The organism is Nocardia sp. NPDC058176, from assembly GCF_042883805.1.
Lineage (GTDB): Bacteria > Actinomycetota > Actinomycetes > Mycobacteriales > Mycobacteriaceae > Nocardia.
The window spans coordinates 352,538-366,976 of the sequence record NZ_JBHVVA010000001.1; the positions used below are offsets into that span (position 1 = coordinate 352,538).

Annotated in this window: 18 protein-coding genes; 10 read left to right on the forward strand and 8 right to left on the reverse strand. The window is 70.4% G+C overall.

The features are described 5' to 3' along the window. Nucleotides 1-7: 7 nt before the first annotated feature. On the reverse strand, nucleotides 8-835 hold the full coding sequence (locus ACFVVM_RS01620) for an SDR family NAD(P)-dependent oxidoreductase (RefSeq protein ID WP_387611889.1): 828 nt from the start codon (nucleotides 833-835) through the stop codon (nucleotides 8-10). 109 nt (nucleotides 836-944) lie between these two features. On the opposite strand from ACFVVM_RS01620, the gene ACFVVM_RS01625 reads away from it, so the two are divergent. Then, a complete protein-coding gene (locus tag ACFVVM_RS01625; RefSeq protein ID WP_387611891.1) occupies nucleotides 945-1,514 on the forward strand; it encodes a TetR family transcriptional regulator in 570 nt (189 codons plus the stop codon). Between the two features lie 5 nt (nucleotides 1,515-1,519). On the opposite strand, the gene ACFVVM_RS01630 is transcribed toward ACFVVM_RS01625, so the two are convergent. Next, nucleotides 1,520-2,320 (reverse strand): hypothetical protein, encoded by an 801-nt coding sequence (locus ACFVVM_RS01630; protein WP_387611894.1) that lies wholly within the window; start codon nucleotides 2,318-2,320, stop codon nucleotides 1,520-1,522. A gap of 78 nt (nucleotides 2,321-2,398) precedes the next feature. On the opposite strand from ACFVVM_RS01630, the gene ACFVVM_RS01635 reads away from it, so the two are divergent. The 3 genes from ACFVVM_RS01635 (at nucleotide 2,399) to ACFVVM_RS01645 (ending at nucleotide 4,716) form a co-directional block, all read left to right on the forward strand. Next, on the forward strand, nucleotides 2,399-3,133 hold the full coding sequence (locus tag ACFVVM_RS01635) for a sulfite exporter TauE/SafE family protein (protein WP_387611896.1): 735 nt from the start codon (nucleotides 2,399-2,401) through the stop codon (nucleotides 3,131-3,133). Between the two features lie 170 nt (nucleotides 3,134-3,303). Next, nucleotides 3,304-4,086, forward strand: a complete 783-nt coding sequence (locus ACFVVM_RS01640) for an inositol monophosphatase family protein (RefSeq protein ID WP_387611899.1) — start codon at nucleotides 3,304-3,306, stop codon at nucleotides 4,084-4,086. Nucleotides 4,087-4,212: 126 nt separating this feature from the next. Next, complete coding sequence (locus ACFVVM_RS01645) at nucleotides 4,213-4,716, forward strand: hypothetical protein (RefSeq protein WP_387611902.1); 504 nt, start codon at nucleotides 4,213-4,215, stop codon at nucleotides 4,714-4,716. 54 nt (nucleotides 4,717-4,770) lie between these two features. On the opposite strand, the gene ACFVVM_RS01650 is transcribed toward ACFVVM_RS01645, so the two are convergent. Next, complete coding sequence (locus tag ACFVVM_RS01650) at nucleotides 4,771-5,394, reverse strand: hypothetical protein (RefSeq protein ID WP_387611905.1); 624 nt, start codon at nucleotides 5,392-5,394, stop codon at nucleotides 4,771-4,773. Between the two features lie 79 nt (nucleotides 5,395-5,473). On the opposite strand from ACFVVM_RS01650, the gene ACFVVM_RS01655 reads away from it, so the two are divergent. The 3 genes from ACFVVM_RS01655 to ACFVVM_RS01665 all read left to right on the forward strand — a co-directional run bounded on the left by ACFVVM_RS01655 (nucleotide 5,474) and on the right by ACFVVM_RS01665 (nucleotide 7,806). Continuing rightward, complete coding sequence (locus tag ACFVVM_RS01655; RefSeq protein ID WP_387611908.1) at nucleotides 5,474-6,295, forward strand: acyl-CoA thioesterase; 822 nt, start codon at nucleotides 5,474-5,476, stop codon at nucleotides 6,293-6,295. A 44-nt stretch (nucleotides 6,296-6,339) separates the two neighbouring features. Then, complete coding sequence (gene pdxT, locus ACFVVM_RS01660) at nucleotides 6,340-6,957, forward strand: pyridoxal 5'-phosphate synthase glutaminase subunit PdxT (RefSeq protein WP_387611911.1); 618 nt, start codon at nucleotides 6,340-6,342, stop codon at nucleotides 6,955-6,957. 93 nt (nucleotides 6,958-7,050) lie between these two features. Next, entirely contained in the window at nucleotides 7,051-7,806 is a 756-nt protein-coding gene (locus ACFVVM_RS01665; RefSeq protein WP_387611914.1) for a YebC/PmpR family DNA-binding transcriptional regulator, read from the forward strand. A gap of 61 nt (nucleotides 7,807-7,867) precedes the next feature. Here ACFVVM_RS01665 and ACFVVM_RS01670 read toward each other — a convergent pair whose 3' ends face one another. Then, on the reverse strand, nucleotides 7,868-8,365 hold the full coding sequence (locus tag ACFVVM_RS01670) for an SRPBCC domain-containing protein (protein WP_387611917.1): 498 nt from the start codon (nucleotides 8,363-8,365) through the stop codon (nucleotides 7,868-7,870). A gap of 78 nt (nucleotides 8,366-8,443) precedes the next feature. Here ACFVVM_RS01670 and ACFVVM_RS01675 point away from each other — a divergent pair, with 78 nt between their 5' ends. Continuing rightward, a complete protein-coding gene (locus ACFVVM_RS01675; protein WP_387611920.1) occupies nucleotides 8,444-8,953 on the forward strand; it encodes an O-acetyl-ADP-ribose deacetylase in 510 nt (169 codons plus the stop codon). Between the two features lie 6 nt (nucleotides 8,954-8,959). Here ACFVVM_RS01675 and ACFVVM_RS01680 read toward each other — a convergent pair whose 3' ends face one another. The 4 genes from ACFVVM_RS01680 to ACFVVM_RS01695 all read right to left on the reverse strand — a co-directional run bounded on the left by ACFVVM_RS01680 (nucleotide 8,960) and on the right by ACFVVM_RS01695 (nucleotide 11,848). Further along, the gene (locus ACFVVM_RS01680) at nucleotides 8,960-10,105 is read right to left on the reverse strand and encodes an RNA polymerase sigma factor (RefSeq protein WP_387611923.1); all 1,146 of its coding nucleotides are present in this window, start codon (nucleotides 10,103-10,105) and stop codon (nucleotides 8,960-8,962) included. Beyond that, nucleotides 10,102-10,509, reverse strand: a complete 408-nt coding sequence (locus tag ACFVVM_RS01685) for a YciI family protein (protein WP_387611925.1) — start codon at nucleotides 10,507-10,509, stop codon at nucleotides 10,102-10,104. Before ACFVVM_RS01685 ends, ACFVVM_RS01680 begins: the two co-directional genes overlap by 4 nt. A 46-nt stretch (nucleotides 10,510-10,555) precedes the next feature. Next, nucleotides 10,556-11,053 carry a pyridoxamine 5'-phosphate oxidase family protein gene (locus tag ACFVVM_RS01690; RefSeq protein ID WP_387611928.1) on the reverse strand — a complete coding sequence of 166 codons (498 nt, stop codon included), beginning with the start codon at nucleotides 11,051-11,053 and terminating at the stop codon, nucleotides 10,556-10,558. 78 nt (nucleotides 11,054-11,131) lie between these two features. Then, nucleotides 11,132-11,848: a FadR/GntR family transcriptional regulator gene (locus ACFVVM_RS01695; RefSeq protein WP_387611931.1), complete on the reverse strand. Its 717-nt coding sequence runs from the start codon at nucleotides 11,846-11,848 to the stop codon at nucleotides 11,132-11,134. Between the two features lie 195 nt (nucleotides 11,849-12,043). Between ACFVVM_RS01695 and ACFVVM_RS01700 the strand changes: the two genes are divergently transcribed. Both ACFVVM_RS01700 and ACFVVM_RS01705 read left to right on the forward strand, forming a co-directional pair. After that, nucleotides 12,044-13,186, forward strand: a complete 1,143-nt coding sequence (locus tag ACFVVM_RS01700; RefSeq protein ID WP_387611934.1) for an acetamidase/formamidase family protein — start codon at nucleotides 12,044-12,046, stop codon at nucleotides 13,184-13,186. Nucleotides 13,187-13,223: 37 nt separating this feature from the next. Further along, entirely contained in the window at nucleotides 13,224-14,435 is a 1,212-nt protein-coding gene (locus ACFVVM_RS01705) for an amidase family protein (protein WP_387611937.1), read from the forward strand. The last annotated feature ends 4 nt before the right edge of the window (nucleotides 14,436-14,439 follow it).

The window sequence follows — 14,439 nt, forward strand, 5'->3', positions numbered from 1 at the left end:
GCCCAGCTCAGCCTCGGACGAGTTCCGCGGTGATCGCGTCGAGGCGGGTGGCCTGGGCCGGGGCGAAGTCCTTGCCGGTCAAGGGGAGTCGGGTTCGGCGGCGGAAGGCGGTTACGGGGTCGGTGGGGGGTTCGTCGAGGAGGCGGGTCAGTGGGGGGACGGCTTTGTGGACCGGTTGGCCGACGAGGTATCCGGCGGCTCTGGTCAGGAGGCGCTGGGGGGTGGGGAGGGGGTCGGCCATTGCGGTGCGGACCATGAGGGGGTTGTAGAGGATGTAGCGGGTGTGGGCGGTGGGGTGGCGTTGGGGGAAGGCGATGCCGAGGAGGTCGTTGGCGCGGGAGGACTGCATGGCGGCGCGGGTGCCGGTGTAGTTCTCGTGCAGGTGCAGGTCGTTCCAGTGGATGCGGCCGGGCATGCCGCCGGGGCCGCAGATGTTCAGGATGACCGGTGTCCGGGTGCGTTCCAGTGCTTCGATCAGGCCGTGGCCGAGTGTGTAGCGGCTCAGGTAGTGGAGGGCGAGGGTGAACTCGTAGCCGTCCTCGGTTTCCTCGCGGCGGGGGCGGAAGCGTTGGGCGCCGAACACCAGGCCGTCGAGCGTCTCGGTTGTGGCGGTGATCCGGGCGAGCGCGGACCGCATTCCGGCCAGTGTGCTCAGATCGGCCTGGACGAACTCCGCGCGTTCGCTCGCGCCGAGTGTGGCGGCTTCCCGGGTGAAGGCTTCGCCTTTGGCGGTGCTGCTGGCGACCGCGATCACGCGATCGCCGCGTTGCAGAAGATGTAGGCCGAGGCCCTTGCCCATGCCGTCGGTGCCGCCGGTGATGACATACGTGCGCATCGAATTCCGTTCTCCTCGAATCGCTCTGGGTTTCAGTCATCGGCCGATGACTTCGAGGGTAGGAACGGGCGACAAGGCAAGTCAACATCTGATGACTTAGCATGACTTCATGACGGAACCCGCACCTCGGCGCCGTGATCGCGCCGCCACTCGCGCCGCCCTGCTCGATGCCGCGCGCATCCGGTTCGCCGCACAGGGTTTCGACGGGACGGGCCTGCGCGAGATCGCCGCCCAGGTCGGTGTGGACCCGGCCCTGGTCTCGCGCTATTTCGGCTCCAAGAAGCAGCTCTACGCCGAGGCGATGCGGGTGGAGATCCCCACGGGGGTGGCCGCCGACCCGCACCGGCCGGTCGTCAGCATCGCCGACGCGCTGCTGCACGACGTCGTGTACCAGGACTGGTCGGCCTTCGGCGGCGAACATCCCCTGCTGGCCATGCTGCGCTCGGCGAGCCACGACGCGGTCCGCGATCAACTTCGCGCCCAGCTGTGCGACGGCTACCTGCGCGATTTCGCCGATCGGCTCGACGGACCCGATGCCGAACTGCGCGCCGAGATGATCGGCGCGCTGCTGATCGGGCTCGGCGTGCTGCGCTCGGTGGTCGGCACGCCTGCGGTGGGCGAGGCGTCGTTCGACCGGACACGAACGCTCGTCGCGCGCATGGTGCACGCGCTCACCTGAGCTGCCTATTCGGCCCGCGGGTCCTCGGGCACCGCGTCGACCGCGTCGGCGAAGTTCTCCGTGTAGCCGACCAGCAGCAACCGTCGCGTCGGCAGCAGCAGCGCCAGTTCGTGCCAGGCGATGGACTCCGGGGTGCCGTAGAGGTGGATGAGATCGGTGACGACCGCCGCGGCCCGCTCGATCGACGGCGGCGTCGACCGGACGAAGCCGAGCAGCGAGGCGCCGACGGCGAGGTGGCGGTAGCCGTGCCCGGCCAGCCGCCGGATGACGGCGTGATTGGCGAAGATGTCCCAGTCGTCGGCGAAGTAGCCGTTCGGGATTCCGGCGATGGCGAGATCGTCGCGGTCGACGGGGACCCGCTGGATCAGGACGACATCGTCGATGGCGCGATCGGGTGCGCGATTGGCGGACACCAGCGCGGTGAGGTCGTCCTCGGTCGCGGCGCGGGTCTCGGCCAGGCTCGCCCAGTCGACCTGGTGGTCGGGGTCGTCCAGCAGCGCCGCGATGCGGGCCACCCTGGCGTTCTCGACGCGGTGCACGGCGGCGGGATCGTCGAAGTCGTAGGGATCCTCGTCCCAGTTCGCGTCGTCGTCGAGCCGGTGGCCGGCGTGCATGCTCGTGTAGACGCACTGGTCGAGATCGTCGAGAGTGCACAGGATCCGGGCGTCCGGATGCGCGGCGCGTGCGTCGGCGAGCGCCGCGGCCAGGTCCGCGAAGCCGGTGACCTCGTCGAGCCGGGCCACGGTGTTGGAATCGAGTCGGTGTCGTCCGGTCGGTTCGCCGGGCTCGAACAGGGTCGTCTGCACTCCGTCATCGTGGCATGGGCGAGGGGGGTCCGCTCGCCCTGAGGTCGTTACCACGTGGGCGTACCGTACAGTCGGTCCGTGACCGTGCTCGACTTCTTCTTGCTGGTCGTCGCGGGATTCTTCACCGGATTGATCGGTTTCGTCACCGGGATGGCCTCGATCGTGTCCTATCCGGCGCTGCTCGCGGTCGGCTTGACGCCGGTCTCGGCCAATGTCACCAACACGGTCGCGATGGTGGCCGTCGGCGTGGGGGCGACGGCGAACTCCGGCCGCGAACTCCTCGACCGCGGTGCCACGCTGGTGCGCTGGGCGGTGCTCTCGGCGGTCGGTGGTCTGCTCGGTGCGCTCGCGCTGCTGGTGGCGCCCGCCGAGGCGTTCGAGATCATCGTGCCGTTCCTCGTCGTCCTCGCCTCGATCGCGCTGCTGGTGCAGCCGCTGGTGCGTCGTCACGTCGGTGAGCTCAGCGCGCCCTGGATCGTGCCCGTCGGTGTCCTGCTGATCGGCGTCTACGGCGGGTACTTCGGTGCGGGCGCCGGGGTGATCTACCTGTCGCTGATGCTGCTGTGCACCTCCGAATCGGTGTGGAGCGCTTCGGTTCTCAAGAGTTTCCTGCTGGGGATCGCCAATCTGGTCGCCGCGGTCGGGTTCGCGATCTTCGGCCCGGTGCACTGGGGAGCCGCGCTGGGGCTGGCGCTGGGGGCTTTCGTGGGTGGCTGGTGCGGGCCGCCGGTGGTGAAGGTGATCCCGCCGAGTGTGCTGCGCGTGACGGTGGGTGTGCTCGGGCTCGGACTCGCGGTCTATCTGGCGCGGTAGTCGCGCGGCCAGGGGCGCTGCCACGTCCGGACCGGGCATTCGATCAGGAATTGGCATTCACTTGATGGCGTGCGGTCGCGGCCGGCAGCGGTCCTCGCCCGGTGTGATTCGTGACCGGACCGGTGTGTGTTCGGCGCTCGCGGCGGCGCACGGTCCGTAGCCTGGAAACGGTGCGCCATTCAGATATCGAAATCGCCATCCACGCAACAGAAGTCGCTTCGCAGGTGATTCGCTCGGCGTTTCACGCGCCGGTCACCCGGTTCGCCAAGGAGGCCGATGATTTCGCCACCCAGACCGACCTCGACGCGGAGCGTGCCATCCTCGACGTGTTGACGGCAGCGCGTCCGGCCGACCGTTTCGTCGGCGAGGAATCGGGAGTCACCGGGGCGGTCGGTGTCGAGCGGTCATGGTTGATCGATCCACTGTGTGGCACACGCAACTTCGCGGTCGGCACCTCGTTCGTCGCGGTGAATGTCGCCCTGCGGGTGGGGGATGTGGTGCGGGCCGCCGCGGTGGGCGAACCGTTCGCCGAGACCGTGTACTGGACGGACGGGACGGGCGCCCAGCTGCGCCGGGACGGTCGTGACCAGAAGTTACTACCCCGGGCGGACAGCAGTCTCGTCGACGTCGACCTGGACCATCCGTTCCCGTGGTCGAGCCCGGCCCGGCTGCTGGACGCCGAGGGATTCGCCGGCCGGTTCCACGCGCGCGTGCTGTCGACCTCGCTGGCGCTGGTCTGGGTCGCGGCCGGTCGGCGGGCCGGGTACGTCACCGGCGGTGACCTGCGCGACAGCGTGCATTTCAGCGCCGCGATCGCCGTGTGTCAGGCGGCGGGCTGCGTGGTCACCGGCCTGGCCGGACAACCGCTGCACACCGCACCGCACGGCCTGATCGCGGCCGCGGACGAGTCCACCCATGCCGAACTCGTCGCCGCGGTGGCCGGACTGCGCTGACAGTCTCAGAGTTTCTTCAAGATCGCTGGGTAGCGTCCTGGCCGTGGCATCGTGGCCGTCGCCGTGTGGCGCCGGTCCGTGCCGTCGCCCGCCGGGCGAGAAACCCCGACGCAGAAGGACGAGTGGATGAAGCTTCGTAGGACCGGACGTATCGCGATCGCAGCCCTGGCCGTGGTCGCCACCTTGGGCATGACCGCGTGCAGTGACGACAAGGGCGACACGACCGCCACCGCGACGACCACCAGCGCCAACGCGACGACCTCGGCCGCGGCGACCGCCGAACTGCCGCCCGTGCCGAGCGTCGAGGAGCTCAACACCCAGCTCAACACCGCGCTGGATCCCTCGATCCCGAACGAGGAGAAGCTGGACTTCGTGCAGGGCGGCGAGGCCGATCCGGAACTGCCGAACCGGTTGGCCGTGGCCGCGCAGGAGGCAGGCGCGGTGGTCGTGGTGACCGGCGTGACCTCCTTCGGCGAGAGCGTGAACGCCACCGCCGACTTCACGATCAACGGCCAGACCAATGTGGTCGACGTGCCGTTCGTCGCCGAGGACGGCAAGTGGAAGGTCCAGAAGACCTGGGCCTGCGGCATGCTGACCAACCTGGGTCAGGAATCGGTCGCCTGCGCCTGATCGTCGATCACCAGGGCCCCGGCCGGAATTCGTTCCGGCCGGGGCCTTTCGGTGTCAGCGCCGAGGGGAGTCGACGCGCAGCGCGGCGCGATCCGGATGGTCCCAGCGCAGGGTCCACGTCGCGGTCTGGGGATTCTCGGCGGCGTGATCGCGCAGCGCGGGCAGTGTCCACTGCTGATCGGGCGGGGTACGGCGCAGCGCGGCCTGCTCGCTCAGCTCCAGCCGCACACTGAGATCGACATCGAGGCCACGGCCCAGCAGCATCGGACCGGCGAGCACGAGCACCAGATCGGTCGGGGCGTCCCGCACGGCCGCGCGCGCGGAACGGTCGCGGTGCTCGTCCCACAGGGCGGGCAGCCAGCGCCCACTGGTGCGCAGCGGGCCGAGGATCTCGCGTTCGATCGCGTCGTAGTCGAACCACGCTGTGCGATAGGACCATTCGTCGTCGCGGCCGTATTCCATGCGCAGCGAGGCGGGCCGGACGAAATCGTGCGTCGAGACCGTCGCGGCCGAGCGGCCGCGGGCGGCGACCGCGTCGACGATCCGGTCGGCGAGCTCGATCGGCGCCGCGGCATCGGCGCCGTCGACGGCGAGCACCCGGCGACCCGGCAGCTCGTCGAGCCGGTCGGCGATCAGCCGGGCCAGCGACTCGGGGGACAGGGGAGTGAACGACGGCACCGGTCCATCTCAGCAAATTCCGGGCCGCCGTGCCGAGCCGGACAAACCGCGCGGTCGGCGAGGCGATAATCTCGGGCCCATGGCGACAATCGAAGAGGCGCTCGCGATCGAGCGGCTGGAACGCGACATCTTCCGTGGCGCTGCCACCGAATCCCAGCTGACGCGCACCTTCGGCGGGCAGGTCGCGGGGCGGGCACTGGTCTCGGCGGTGCGCACCGTCGACCCCTCCTTCCAGGTGCACTCGCTGCACGGGTACTTCCTGCGCCCGGGCAATCCGGAGGAACCGACGGTCTACCTGGTCGAGCGCATCCGCGACGGGCGCTCGTTCTGCACCCGGCGGGTCACCGGCGTGCAGGACGGACAGGCGATCTTCACGATGTCGGCCTCGTTCCACCACGGTGACGAGGGCCCCGAGCACCAGGACGTGATGCCCCTGGTCGAGGCGCCCGACGGCCTGCCCGACGCGAGCGTCACCATGAGCCCGGAGCGGCTGTGGGCGATGCGCGAATGGGAGCACTGGGACATCCGTACCGTGCCGCAGGATCAGCTCGTCCAGCGCGACGGCGCAGTCTCCCAGCAGCAGGTCTGGTTCCGGTACCGGCACCCGCTGCCCGACGATCCGCTGTTCCACGTGTGCACACTCGCCTACATGAGCGACATGACCCTGCTCGGGTCCTCGAAGGTGATCCACCCCGACGAGCCGACCCAGGACGCCTCGCTCGACCACGCCATGTGGTTCCTTCGCCCGTTCCGCGCCGACGAGTGGCTGCTCTACGACCAGTCCTCGCCCTCGGCGGGCTTCGGTCGCGCGCTGACCGGCGGCAAGATCTGGGACCGCGCGGGCAACCTGGTCGCCGCCGTCGTCCAGGAGGGCCTGATCCGCACGCCGCGCCCGCGGTAGGCGTGAGCGGGCCCACACCGGCCCGGCTCGTAAGCTCAGCGGCTGTGAACGCAACCTCCGCCGACCGGCCGACCATCGGCGTGCTCGCCCTGCAGGGCGACGTGCGCGAACACGTTGCCGCGCTGGCGCACTGCGGCGCCGACGCGGTGCTGGTGCGGCGCGAGTCGGAGCTGGCCGCGGTGGACGGTCTGGTGCTGCCCGGTGGCGAGTCGACCGCGATCTCGAAGCTGCTGCAGGCCTTCGACCTGCTCGAACCGCTGCGCGCGCGGTTGCGGGACGGGCTGCCCGCGTTCGGGTCCTGCGCGGGGATGATCCTGCTGGCCTCGGAGGTGCTCGACACCAGGCCCGACGCGCAGCACCTGTCGGGTATCGATATGACGGTGCGGCGCAACGCGTTCGGCCGTCAGGTCGACTCGTTCGAGACCGACCTCGACTTCGCCGGGCTCGACACGCCCGTGCGCGCGGTGTTCATCCGCGCGCCGTGGGTGGAGCGGGTCGGCGACGGGGTCGAGGTGCTGGCCCGGGTGCCGCACGGTCCGGCGCGGGGCCGCATCGTCGCGGCCAGGCAGGGCAATGTCGTGGCGACCTCGTTCCACCCCGAGGTCACCGGCGATCTGCGGGTGCACGAGCTGTTCGTCGACGTGGTGCGCAAGGCGCGGTGAACGCCCGCGTCCACGGGCGCGGCGCGCGGTGAGTAGGCTGGATCGAGCTTGTCCGCCCGGGCAGACGCGCAACCGACCTGAAGGAAGTAGGGCATGAGCGGCCACTCCAAATGGGCCACCACCAAGCACAAGAAGGCGGGAATCGACGCCAAGCGCGGCAAACTCTTCGCCAAGCTGATCAAGAACATCGAGGTGGCGGCCCGCACTGGTGGTAGTGACCCTGCGGGGAACCCGACGCTGTACGACGCCATCCAGAAGGCGAAGAAGTCGTCGGTCCCCAACGACAACATCGAGCGCGCCCGCAAGCGCGGCGGCGGCGAGGAAGCCGGCGGCGCCGACTGGCAGACGATCATGTACGAGGGCTACGGCCCCAACGGCGTCGCCGTGCTGATCGAGTGCCTCACCGACAACCGCAACCGCGCCGCGGGCGAGGTCCGCGTCGCGATGACGCGCAACGGCGGCAACATGGCCGACCCCGGCTCGGTGGCCTACCTGTTCGCCCGCAAGGGCGTGGTGACTCTCGACAAGAACGGCCTGTCCGAGGACGACATCCTCGAGACGGTCCTGGACGCGGGTGCCGAGGAGGTCAACGACCACGGTGAGGCCTTCGAGATCATCAGCGAGCCCGGCGACCTGATCGCCGTGCGCACCGCGCTGCAGGGCGCGGGCATCGACTACGACTCCGCCGAGTCCGGCTTCCAGGCCTCGGTCTCGGTGGCCGTCGACGCCGAGGGCGCCCGCAAGGTGCTGCGGCTGGTCGACGCGCTCGAGGACAGCGACGACGTGCAGAACGTCTACACCAATGTCGACATCTCCGACGAGGTCGCCGCCGAACTTGACGACGAGTAACCCCGCACGAGCACACGCGCACAGCCCCGGCCGGGAACGGCTGGGGCTGTGCGCGTTTCGGCTAGGCGCGCTGCTGGTAATACTCCGCCAGAGCCGGGTAGTAGTCGGCGAAGTCCGGGTGCTGGGTCTGCGTGCAGGACGCGACGAACATGTCCATGTAGTACTCCCAGCCCGGGCCGATCTGCGGGATCTCGGCGAGCTGGTATTCCGAGGTGAGGTGGTGGACCAGCTGCACATCGGTGCCCGCGTCGGTCGCCGCCAGGCTCACCTCCAGCCGCCACACACCGATCTGGTCGGCCGAGGACAGGGCGAGATGGATCGGCGCGGTGCAGTCCTCGATCAGCATGGTCGTCCACGGTTCGCCCTCCTCGAACCGCATCTGCACCCGGATCGAGTTCCCGGTTCCGGCCTCGCCCTGCCAGGTGCCGTACCAGCCCGCGGTCAGGTCGGGATCGGTCAACCGCCCCCAGACCTCGCCGATCGGCAGTGCCAGCGACCGGGTGATCACCAGGTCCCGGCCGTCGGGAGTGGGCCGGATCTCGCCGGTGGGTGTGGCCATGCGTGCTGCTCCCTCGCTTCGGATGGGTCGAACATGCCGGTCGTTCTCGACGGTACGCCCGTCGGCGACAATGACAGGATGACTCGAATCGAGGCCGTGCGTGGCGACATCACCGAGCAAGCGGTCGACGCGGTGGTCAACGCCGCGAACTCCTCGCTGCTAGGCGGAGGCGGCGTCGACGGTGCCATCCACCGGAAGGGCGGGCCGCAGATCCTGTCCGAATGCCGGGACCTGCGGGCCGCGAAATACGGCAGGGGGCTGGCGACCGGACAGGCGGTGGCGACCACGGCCGGGCGGTTGCCCGCGCGCTGGGTGATCCACACGGTCGGGCCGGTGTGGTCGGCCACCGAGGACCGCTCGGCGCTGCTGGCCTCGTGCTACCGCGAATCCCTGCGGGTGGCAGTCGAACTGGGCGCGACGACCGTGGCGTTTCCGGCGATCTCCACGGGGATCTTCGGGTGGCCGATGGACGACGGCGCGCGCATCGCCGTGCGGACCGTGCGGGACTTCGAGGCGTCCCTCGCGGAGGTGCGGTTCGTGTTGTTCGATGAACGTGCGCTCGACGTGTTCACCGCCGCACTGGATTGAACCTGTTCACGGGCGCGGGAGCTGGCGTACGCGTGCCGCTTGGCGGGTGAGGTGGTCGCGTTCCTGCGTGCTGGTTGCCGCCTCGGCGGCCGCCGCGTACAGGTCGGCGGCCTGGTCGAGGTCGCCGGCGCGTTCGAGGAGGTAGGCGCGGACGGCGGTGTGGCGGGGGAGCCCGGGGTCGATCGTGCTCAGTGCGGCCAGACCGGCCTGTGGACCGTCGGCCTCGCCGACCGCGACCGCCCGGTTGAGTCGCACCACCGGGCTGCCCGTCAGGTGCAGGAGTTCGTCGTACCACTCCACGATCTGCACCCAGTCGGTCTCGGCGGCGGTCGGGGCATCCGCGTGCAGGGCGGCGATGGCGGCCTGGGCCTGGTATTCGCCCAGGCGGTCGCGGGCCAGCGCGGACTGCAGGATCGTCACCCCCTCGGCGATACGGTCGGTGTCCCACCGGGTCCGGTCCTGCTCGGCGAGCGGGATGAGGCGATCGCCGGGGCCGGTGCGTGATGCCCGGCGCGCGTGGTGCAGCAGCATCAGCGCCAGGAGCCCCGCGACCTCGGGATCGTCGGTCACGGCGGCGAGCTGGCGGGTGAGGCGGATGGCCTCGGCCGCCAGGTCGACGTCGCCGCTGTAGCCCTCGTTGAAGACCAGGTAGAGCACGCGCAGGACCGTCGCCGGATCGCCGGGCCGGTCCAGCGGCTGCCCGGCGATCTGCCGCTTGGCGCGGCTGATCCGCTGGGCCATGGTGGCTTCGGGGACCAGGTACGCCGTCGCGATCTGCCGCGTCGTCAGGCCGCCGACCGCGCGCAGTGTCAACGCGACGGCCGAACCGGGCGACAGCGCGGGGTTCGCGCACAGGAAGTAGAGCCACAGGGAGTCGTCGGTGTCGGGCACCGGACCGGTCGGCGGCGCGAACTCCACCGCGAGTTCCCTGTCCTGCCGGGAGGTTTCGGACCGCGTGGCGTCGAGGAACTTGTGCCAGGCGGTCGTGACGAGCCAGGCTTTCGGATCGCGCGGTGGATCCTCCGGCCAGCTCCGCAGCGCGCGGATCAGGGCCTCCTGCACGGCGTCCTCGGCCGCGGCGAAGTCGGCTCCGCGGCGGACGAGGACGCCGATCACCGCGGGCACGAGCTCGCGCAGCAGCGACTCGTTCACTCGGTGACGGCGGGCGCGGCGGTGAGGAACGGCCGCAGCTCGAGCCACTCCTGCACCGGCTTCCCGCCCGCACCGGGCGCCGCCGACAGTTCGGCGGCCACCTCCAGCGCGCGCTCGTAGGTCTCGACGTCGATCACCATCCAGCCCGCGATCAGGTCCTTGGTCTCGGCGAACGGGCCGTCGGTGACCGGTGGACGGCCAGCGCCGTCGGAACGGACGAAGGTGCCCTGCGGGGACAGCGCCTGACTGTCGACGTACTCGCCGGTGGTCTCGAGCCGCGCGGCGAAATCCTCCATGTACTGCACGTGGGCCGTGAGTTCGGCCGGGGTCCACTGGTCCATCTTCACGTCGTTGACCGACGCCGGTGCGCCGCGGTAGTGCTTGAGCAGCAGGTACTTGGCCATGATCTTCTCCTCGGAGTGGTTGGGGCCATTCTGGCCGGAATCGAGCTCAGGCGGACTGACGTTGCGCCCGTTGCCGCATCAGTTCCTCGACCGGGGTGGGCAGGGTGGTGTCGAAATCGATGAGCTTCGCCCAGGTCGGGGTGACGACGATGCGGACCATGCCGTCATACAGCGAGCGGACCCCGGCCTCCCACTCGACGCGCTGCTCGGCCGTCATCTGGTAGCTGCCGTTCATCTGGAGATACTCCGCCGGGATGCCATCGACGACGTCGAGTTCGGCGCGGCCGCGGATGAGCAGGAGTTCGGGCGGGTGGATCTCGGTGTCGATGGTCAGGGCGACCATCGGGTTCTTGCGGAGCGCATGCAGCTTGGGGGCGTTCGTCGAGGTACACAGGACGATCTCCGTGCCGTTCCAGGTGAAACCGATCGGGATGGTGCGCGGGGTGCCGTCGGTGGCGACATACGCCATGCGGGTCAGATCGCGGGCCAGCAACTTCTGGCTGATCGGGCGGTTCAGGATCTCGGTGATCTCGGTCCGGTCCATGGTGGTCGCTCCTTCGTCGGTGCCGTTTCGTGGCTCGTACCCCTGGGACGGAGCCGAATCGGCCTTCTCGACATCGACCTACGAAGAATTTTTTCCGCGGGTCAGGGGAGTGCTGATCTCGCGCACCTCGCGCAGGTGCTGTTCCATCGCGGCGGCCGCGGCGAGGCCGTCCTCGGCGTCGACCGCGCGCAGGATCTGGGTGTGGCCGTGCACCGAGACGCGCCTGCCCAGCGGCGTGCGGTGGGACAGGACGCGGGTGTGCCTGGTCCACTCCGTGGTCATCGTGCACAGGGTGACCAGCAGCGGGTTCTGTGCCGCGTGGGCGAGCAGGGTGTGGAATTCGATGTCGAGGGCCATCGATTCCTCGGGGCCGAGCGTCTCGGTGGAGCGGTCGATGATCTCGTGCAGGGACAGCAGATCGGATTCGACGGCGCGCAGGGCGGCGAGCTGGGCGATGCGCGGTTCGACCAGTTCGCGCAGTTCGGTGGCGTAGCCGAGTTCGGTGTCGAGGTCGGCGAGGTTGCCGTGCAATTCGGCGGCGCCGCGCGGCAATTCGGCGACCGTGCTGCCGCGGCCCTGCCTGCGGTCGACGAGTTTCTTGGATTCCAGCTCGAACATGGCCTCGCGCAGGGAGGACCGCGACACGTTGAGCTGGGCCGCGAGCTCGCGCTCCGGGGGCAGCCGGTCGCCCGCGCGCAGGGCGCCGTCGATGATGAGGCGCTCCAGGTGGGCGGCCACCTCGGCGCCGACGCTACCGGTGCGGCGGCGCAGTGGGGGTATCGGCGCGAACGTCACGTGGAGCCTTCCTCGCGGTCTCGATTGGTCCGGCCAATCGTAGTGGAGGTCGGGTTCCCGAGCTGATATTGCCGGGGCGTAAAGGCTCGGTTACGCATGTTTCGCCCGGTCGCGGCCTGATTTCTAGTGGCATACCGTTATCTGATCAGTGGTCGGACCAATGTCGGCCATGGGTTGTCGAACCGGAGGAAGCACGTGACCTCATTGGCTGGGGAACAGCTCGCGACGGTATTTCCGGTGCTGCAGCCGGGCACCGGCATCGCGGCGGGAACCACCTACGTTCCCGCCGATCCCGATCGCGTGCTGTGGGGCCGCCTGCCGCGGCGGGGCGATGCGCCGGTGGCCACGATCGCGCCGGGGGAGACCGTGGTGATCGACACGATCAGCCACGAAGGCATCCTCGACGATCAGGGCTCGGACCCGGTCGCCTATTTCCGTGGGCACGGGGTGCCGCGGGCGCAGATCCTCGACGACACGGTCGAGGTGGTCGCCCGGCGTACCCGGGAGGCGGGCGCCGGACCGCACATCGTCACCGGGCCGATCGCGGTCGAGGGCGCGCGGCCCGGCGATCTGCTCGCCGTGCGTGTCGACGATCTGGCCATGCGCGCGCCCTACGGGGTGATCTCCACCCGGCACGGGCGCGGCATGCTGGCCGGTACCCCGCACGACGGCTCCTACGGGCAGTTCTGCACGGTGCACGACCGCGACGGCGAATGGGTCGCCGCGATGCCGATCGGGCCGGGTAGTCCGCACCTGGCCCGGTTTCCGCTCGCGCCGTTCCTCGGCATCATGGGCGTGGCCACCGATACCGCCGACCGCGCGCACTCCGTGCCGCCCGGTCCTCACGGCGGCAATGTCGACGTCAAACTCCTCACCCCCGGCGCCACCCTGTTCCTGCCCGTCCAAGTACCCGACGCGCTGTTCTACGTCGGCGACCCGCATTTCGCGCAGGGCGACGGCGAGGTCGCGCTCACCGCGCTCGAGGCGCCACTGCGGGCTCGGCTCACCCTGGATCTCGTCCCCGCCGCCCAGGTGGCCGAACTCGGGAGTGGCACCGGCCCGTTCGCGGCCGGACACGGCCTGGTGATCCCGACCGGACTCGACCCCGACCTCGACACCGCGCTGTCGCTGTGCGTCGGCAACGCGGTCGACCTGCTCGGGGCGCTGTTCGAGACCGACCCGAAGTCGGCCTACCTCTACCTCAGCGCCGCAACGGATTTCACCATCTCCCAGGCCGTCGACCTGACTCGCGGTGTCCACGGCAAGATCCGCGTCACCGACTTCACCCACACCGCGAACACCGACCTGGCCCGCTACATCCTCGGTAGGGCCCGATGAGCGCGCCGGCCCGCGCCGCTCGGGTGGAGTGGGTGCGGTGAGCGCGCGGGCTGGTGCCGAGGTGGACACCACCGTGTGGCGCGAGGTCGGTGCGCCACTGGTCGCGGCGACGGCGGACGGCCCGCTCGGCGGTCGGACCGTGGCGGTGAAGGACCTGTTCGCGGTGGCCGGGTATGCCATCGGAGCAGGTGTCGACGATTTCCTCGCCGAGCGAGCTCCCGAAACCGACCATGCCGCGGTGGTGGCGGAGTTGCTCGCGGCGGGCGCCGACATCGCCGGGATCGCGCGCACCGACGAGTTCGCCTACAGCATCACCGGTGGTAACGGGCGTACCGGGATGCCGGTGAATCCAGCTGCACCACAGCGTATTCCGGGTGGATCATCGAGCGGACCCGCGGTCGCGGTTGCGCGCGGCGAAGCCGACATCGGTCTCGGCACCGACACCGCGGGCTCCATCCGCGTCCCCGGTTCCTACCAGGGGCTCTGGGGCATCAGGACAACCCACGCCGCCCTCGACACCACCGGCCTGTTGCCGCTGGCGCCTTCCTTCGACGCCATCGGATGGCTCGCTCGCGATGCCGCGACTCTCGCGGCGGTGGCCGACGTGCTGCTGGGACCACCGCGGCGTCCGGCATCCGGCTTCGGAACGGTCGGCGACCCGTGGCCACAACTGCTCGTCGATCCGGCGCTGTGCGCTGCGGCGCAGCCCCAGACCGCCGAACGGTGTCTGCGGGCCGCGCGGGGGATCGGTGCCGAGCCGATCGCGCCGTGGGCCGAGCTCGATCGGTGGTTCGGGGCGTTTCGCCTGGTGCAGGCGTACGAGGCGTGGGCGGGGCACGGAACGTGGATCACCGCCCACCCCGGCGCGCTCGAAGCCGAGGTCGCCGACCGATTCGCCTGGGCTGCCACGGTGACCGCCGAAGATGCCGCCGCGGCTCGGCTCGTCGTGGCCGAGGCGGCCGCGCGGATCAGGGCGGTGGTGGGCGACCGGGTTCTCGTCCTGCCGAGCACCGCCGGTCCACCCCCGTACCGCGATGCCGACCGGTCCACCCACGAAGCCATGCGCACCGCCACCCTCCGCCTGACCTGCCTGGCCTCGATCGCGGGACTGCCCGCGGTCACGCTTCCTCTGCCGAACCAGCGCGACCTGCCCACCGGGCTGTGCCTGCTCGGCGCACCGCACAGCGATCGTGCGCTGATCCGTACCGCCGCGCGCTGCGCCGCGGCTCTCACCGACTCCGCCCGATAGGACT

Coding starts and splice junctions, on each gene's coding strand:
- ACFVVM_RS01655 (WP_387611908.1), top strand. CDS start 5,474: ATGGCGACAATCGAAGAGGCGCTCGCGATCGAGCGGCTGGAACGCGAC.
- ACFVVM_RS01620 (WP_387611889.1), bottom strand. CDS start 835: ATGCGCACGTATGTCATCACCGGCGGCACCGACGGCATGGGCAAGGGC.
- ACFVVM_RS01665 (WP_387611914.1), top strand. CDS start 7,051: ATGAGCGGCCACTCCAAATGGGCCACCACCAAGCACAAGAAGGCGGGA.
- ACFVVM_RS01685 (WP_387611925.1), bottom strand. CDS start 10,509: ATGGCCAAGTACCTGCTGCTCAAGCACTACCGCGGCGCACCGGCGTCG.
- ACFVVM_RS01690 (WP_387611928.1), bottom strand. CDS start 11,053: ATGGACCGGACCGAGATCACCGAGATCCTGAACCGCCCGATCAGCCAG.
- ACFVVM_RS01625 (WP_387611891.1), top strand. CDS start 945: ATGACGGAACCCGCACCTCGGCGCCGTGATCGCGCCGCCACTCGCGCC.
- ACFVVM_RS01670 (WP_387611917.1), bottom strand. CDS start 8,365: ATGGCCACACCCACCGGCGAGATCCGGCCCACTCCCGACGGCCGGGAC.
- ACFVVM_RS01675 (WP_387611920.1), top strand. CDS start 8,444: ATGACTCGAATCGAGGCCGTGCGTGGCGACATCACCGAGCAAGCGGTC.
- ACFVVM_RS01645 (WP_387611902.1), top strand. CDS start 4,213: ATGAAGCTTCGTAGGACCGGACGTATCGCGATCGCAGCCCTGGCCGTG.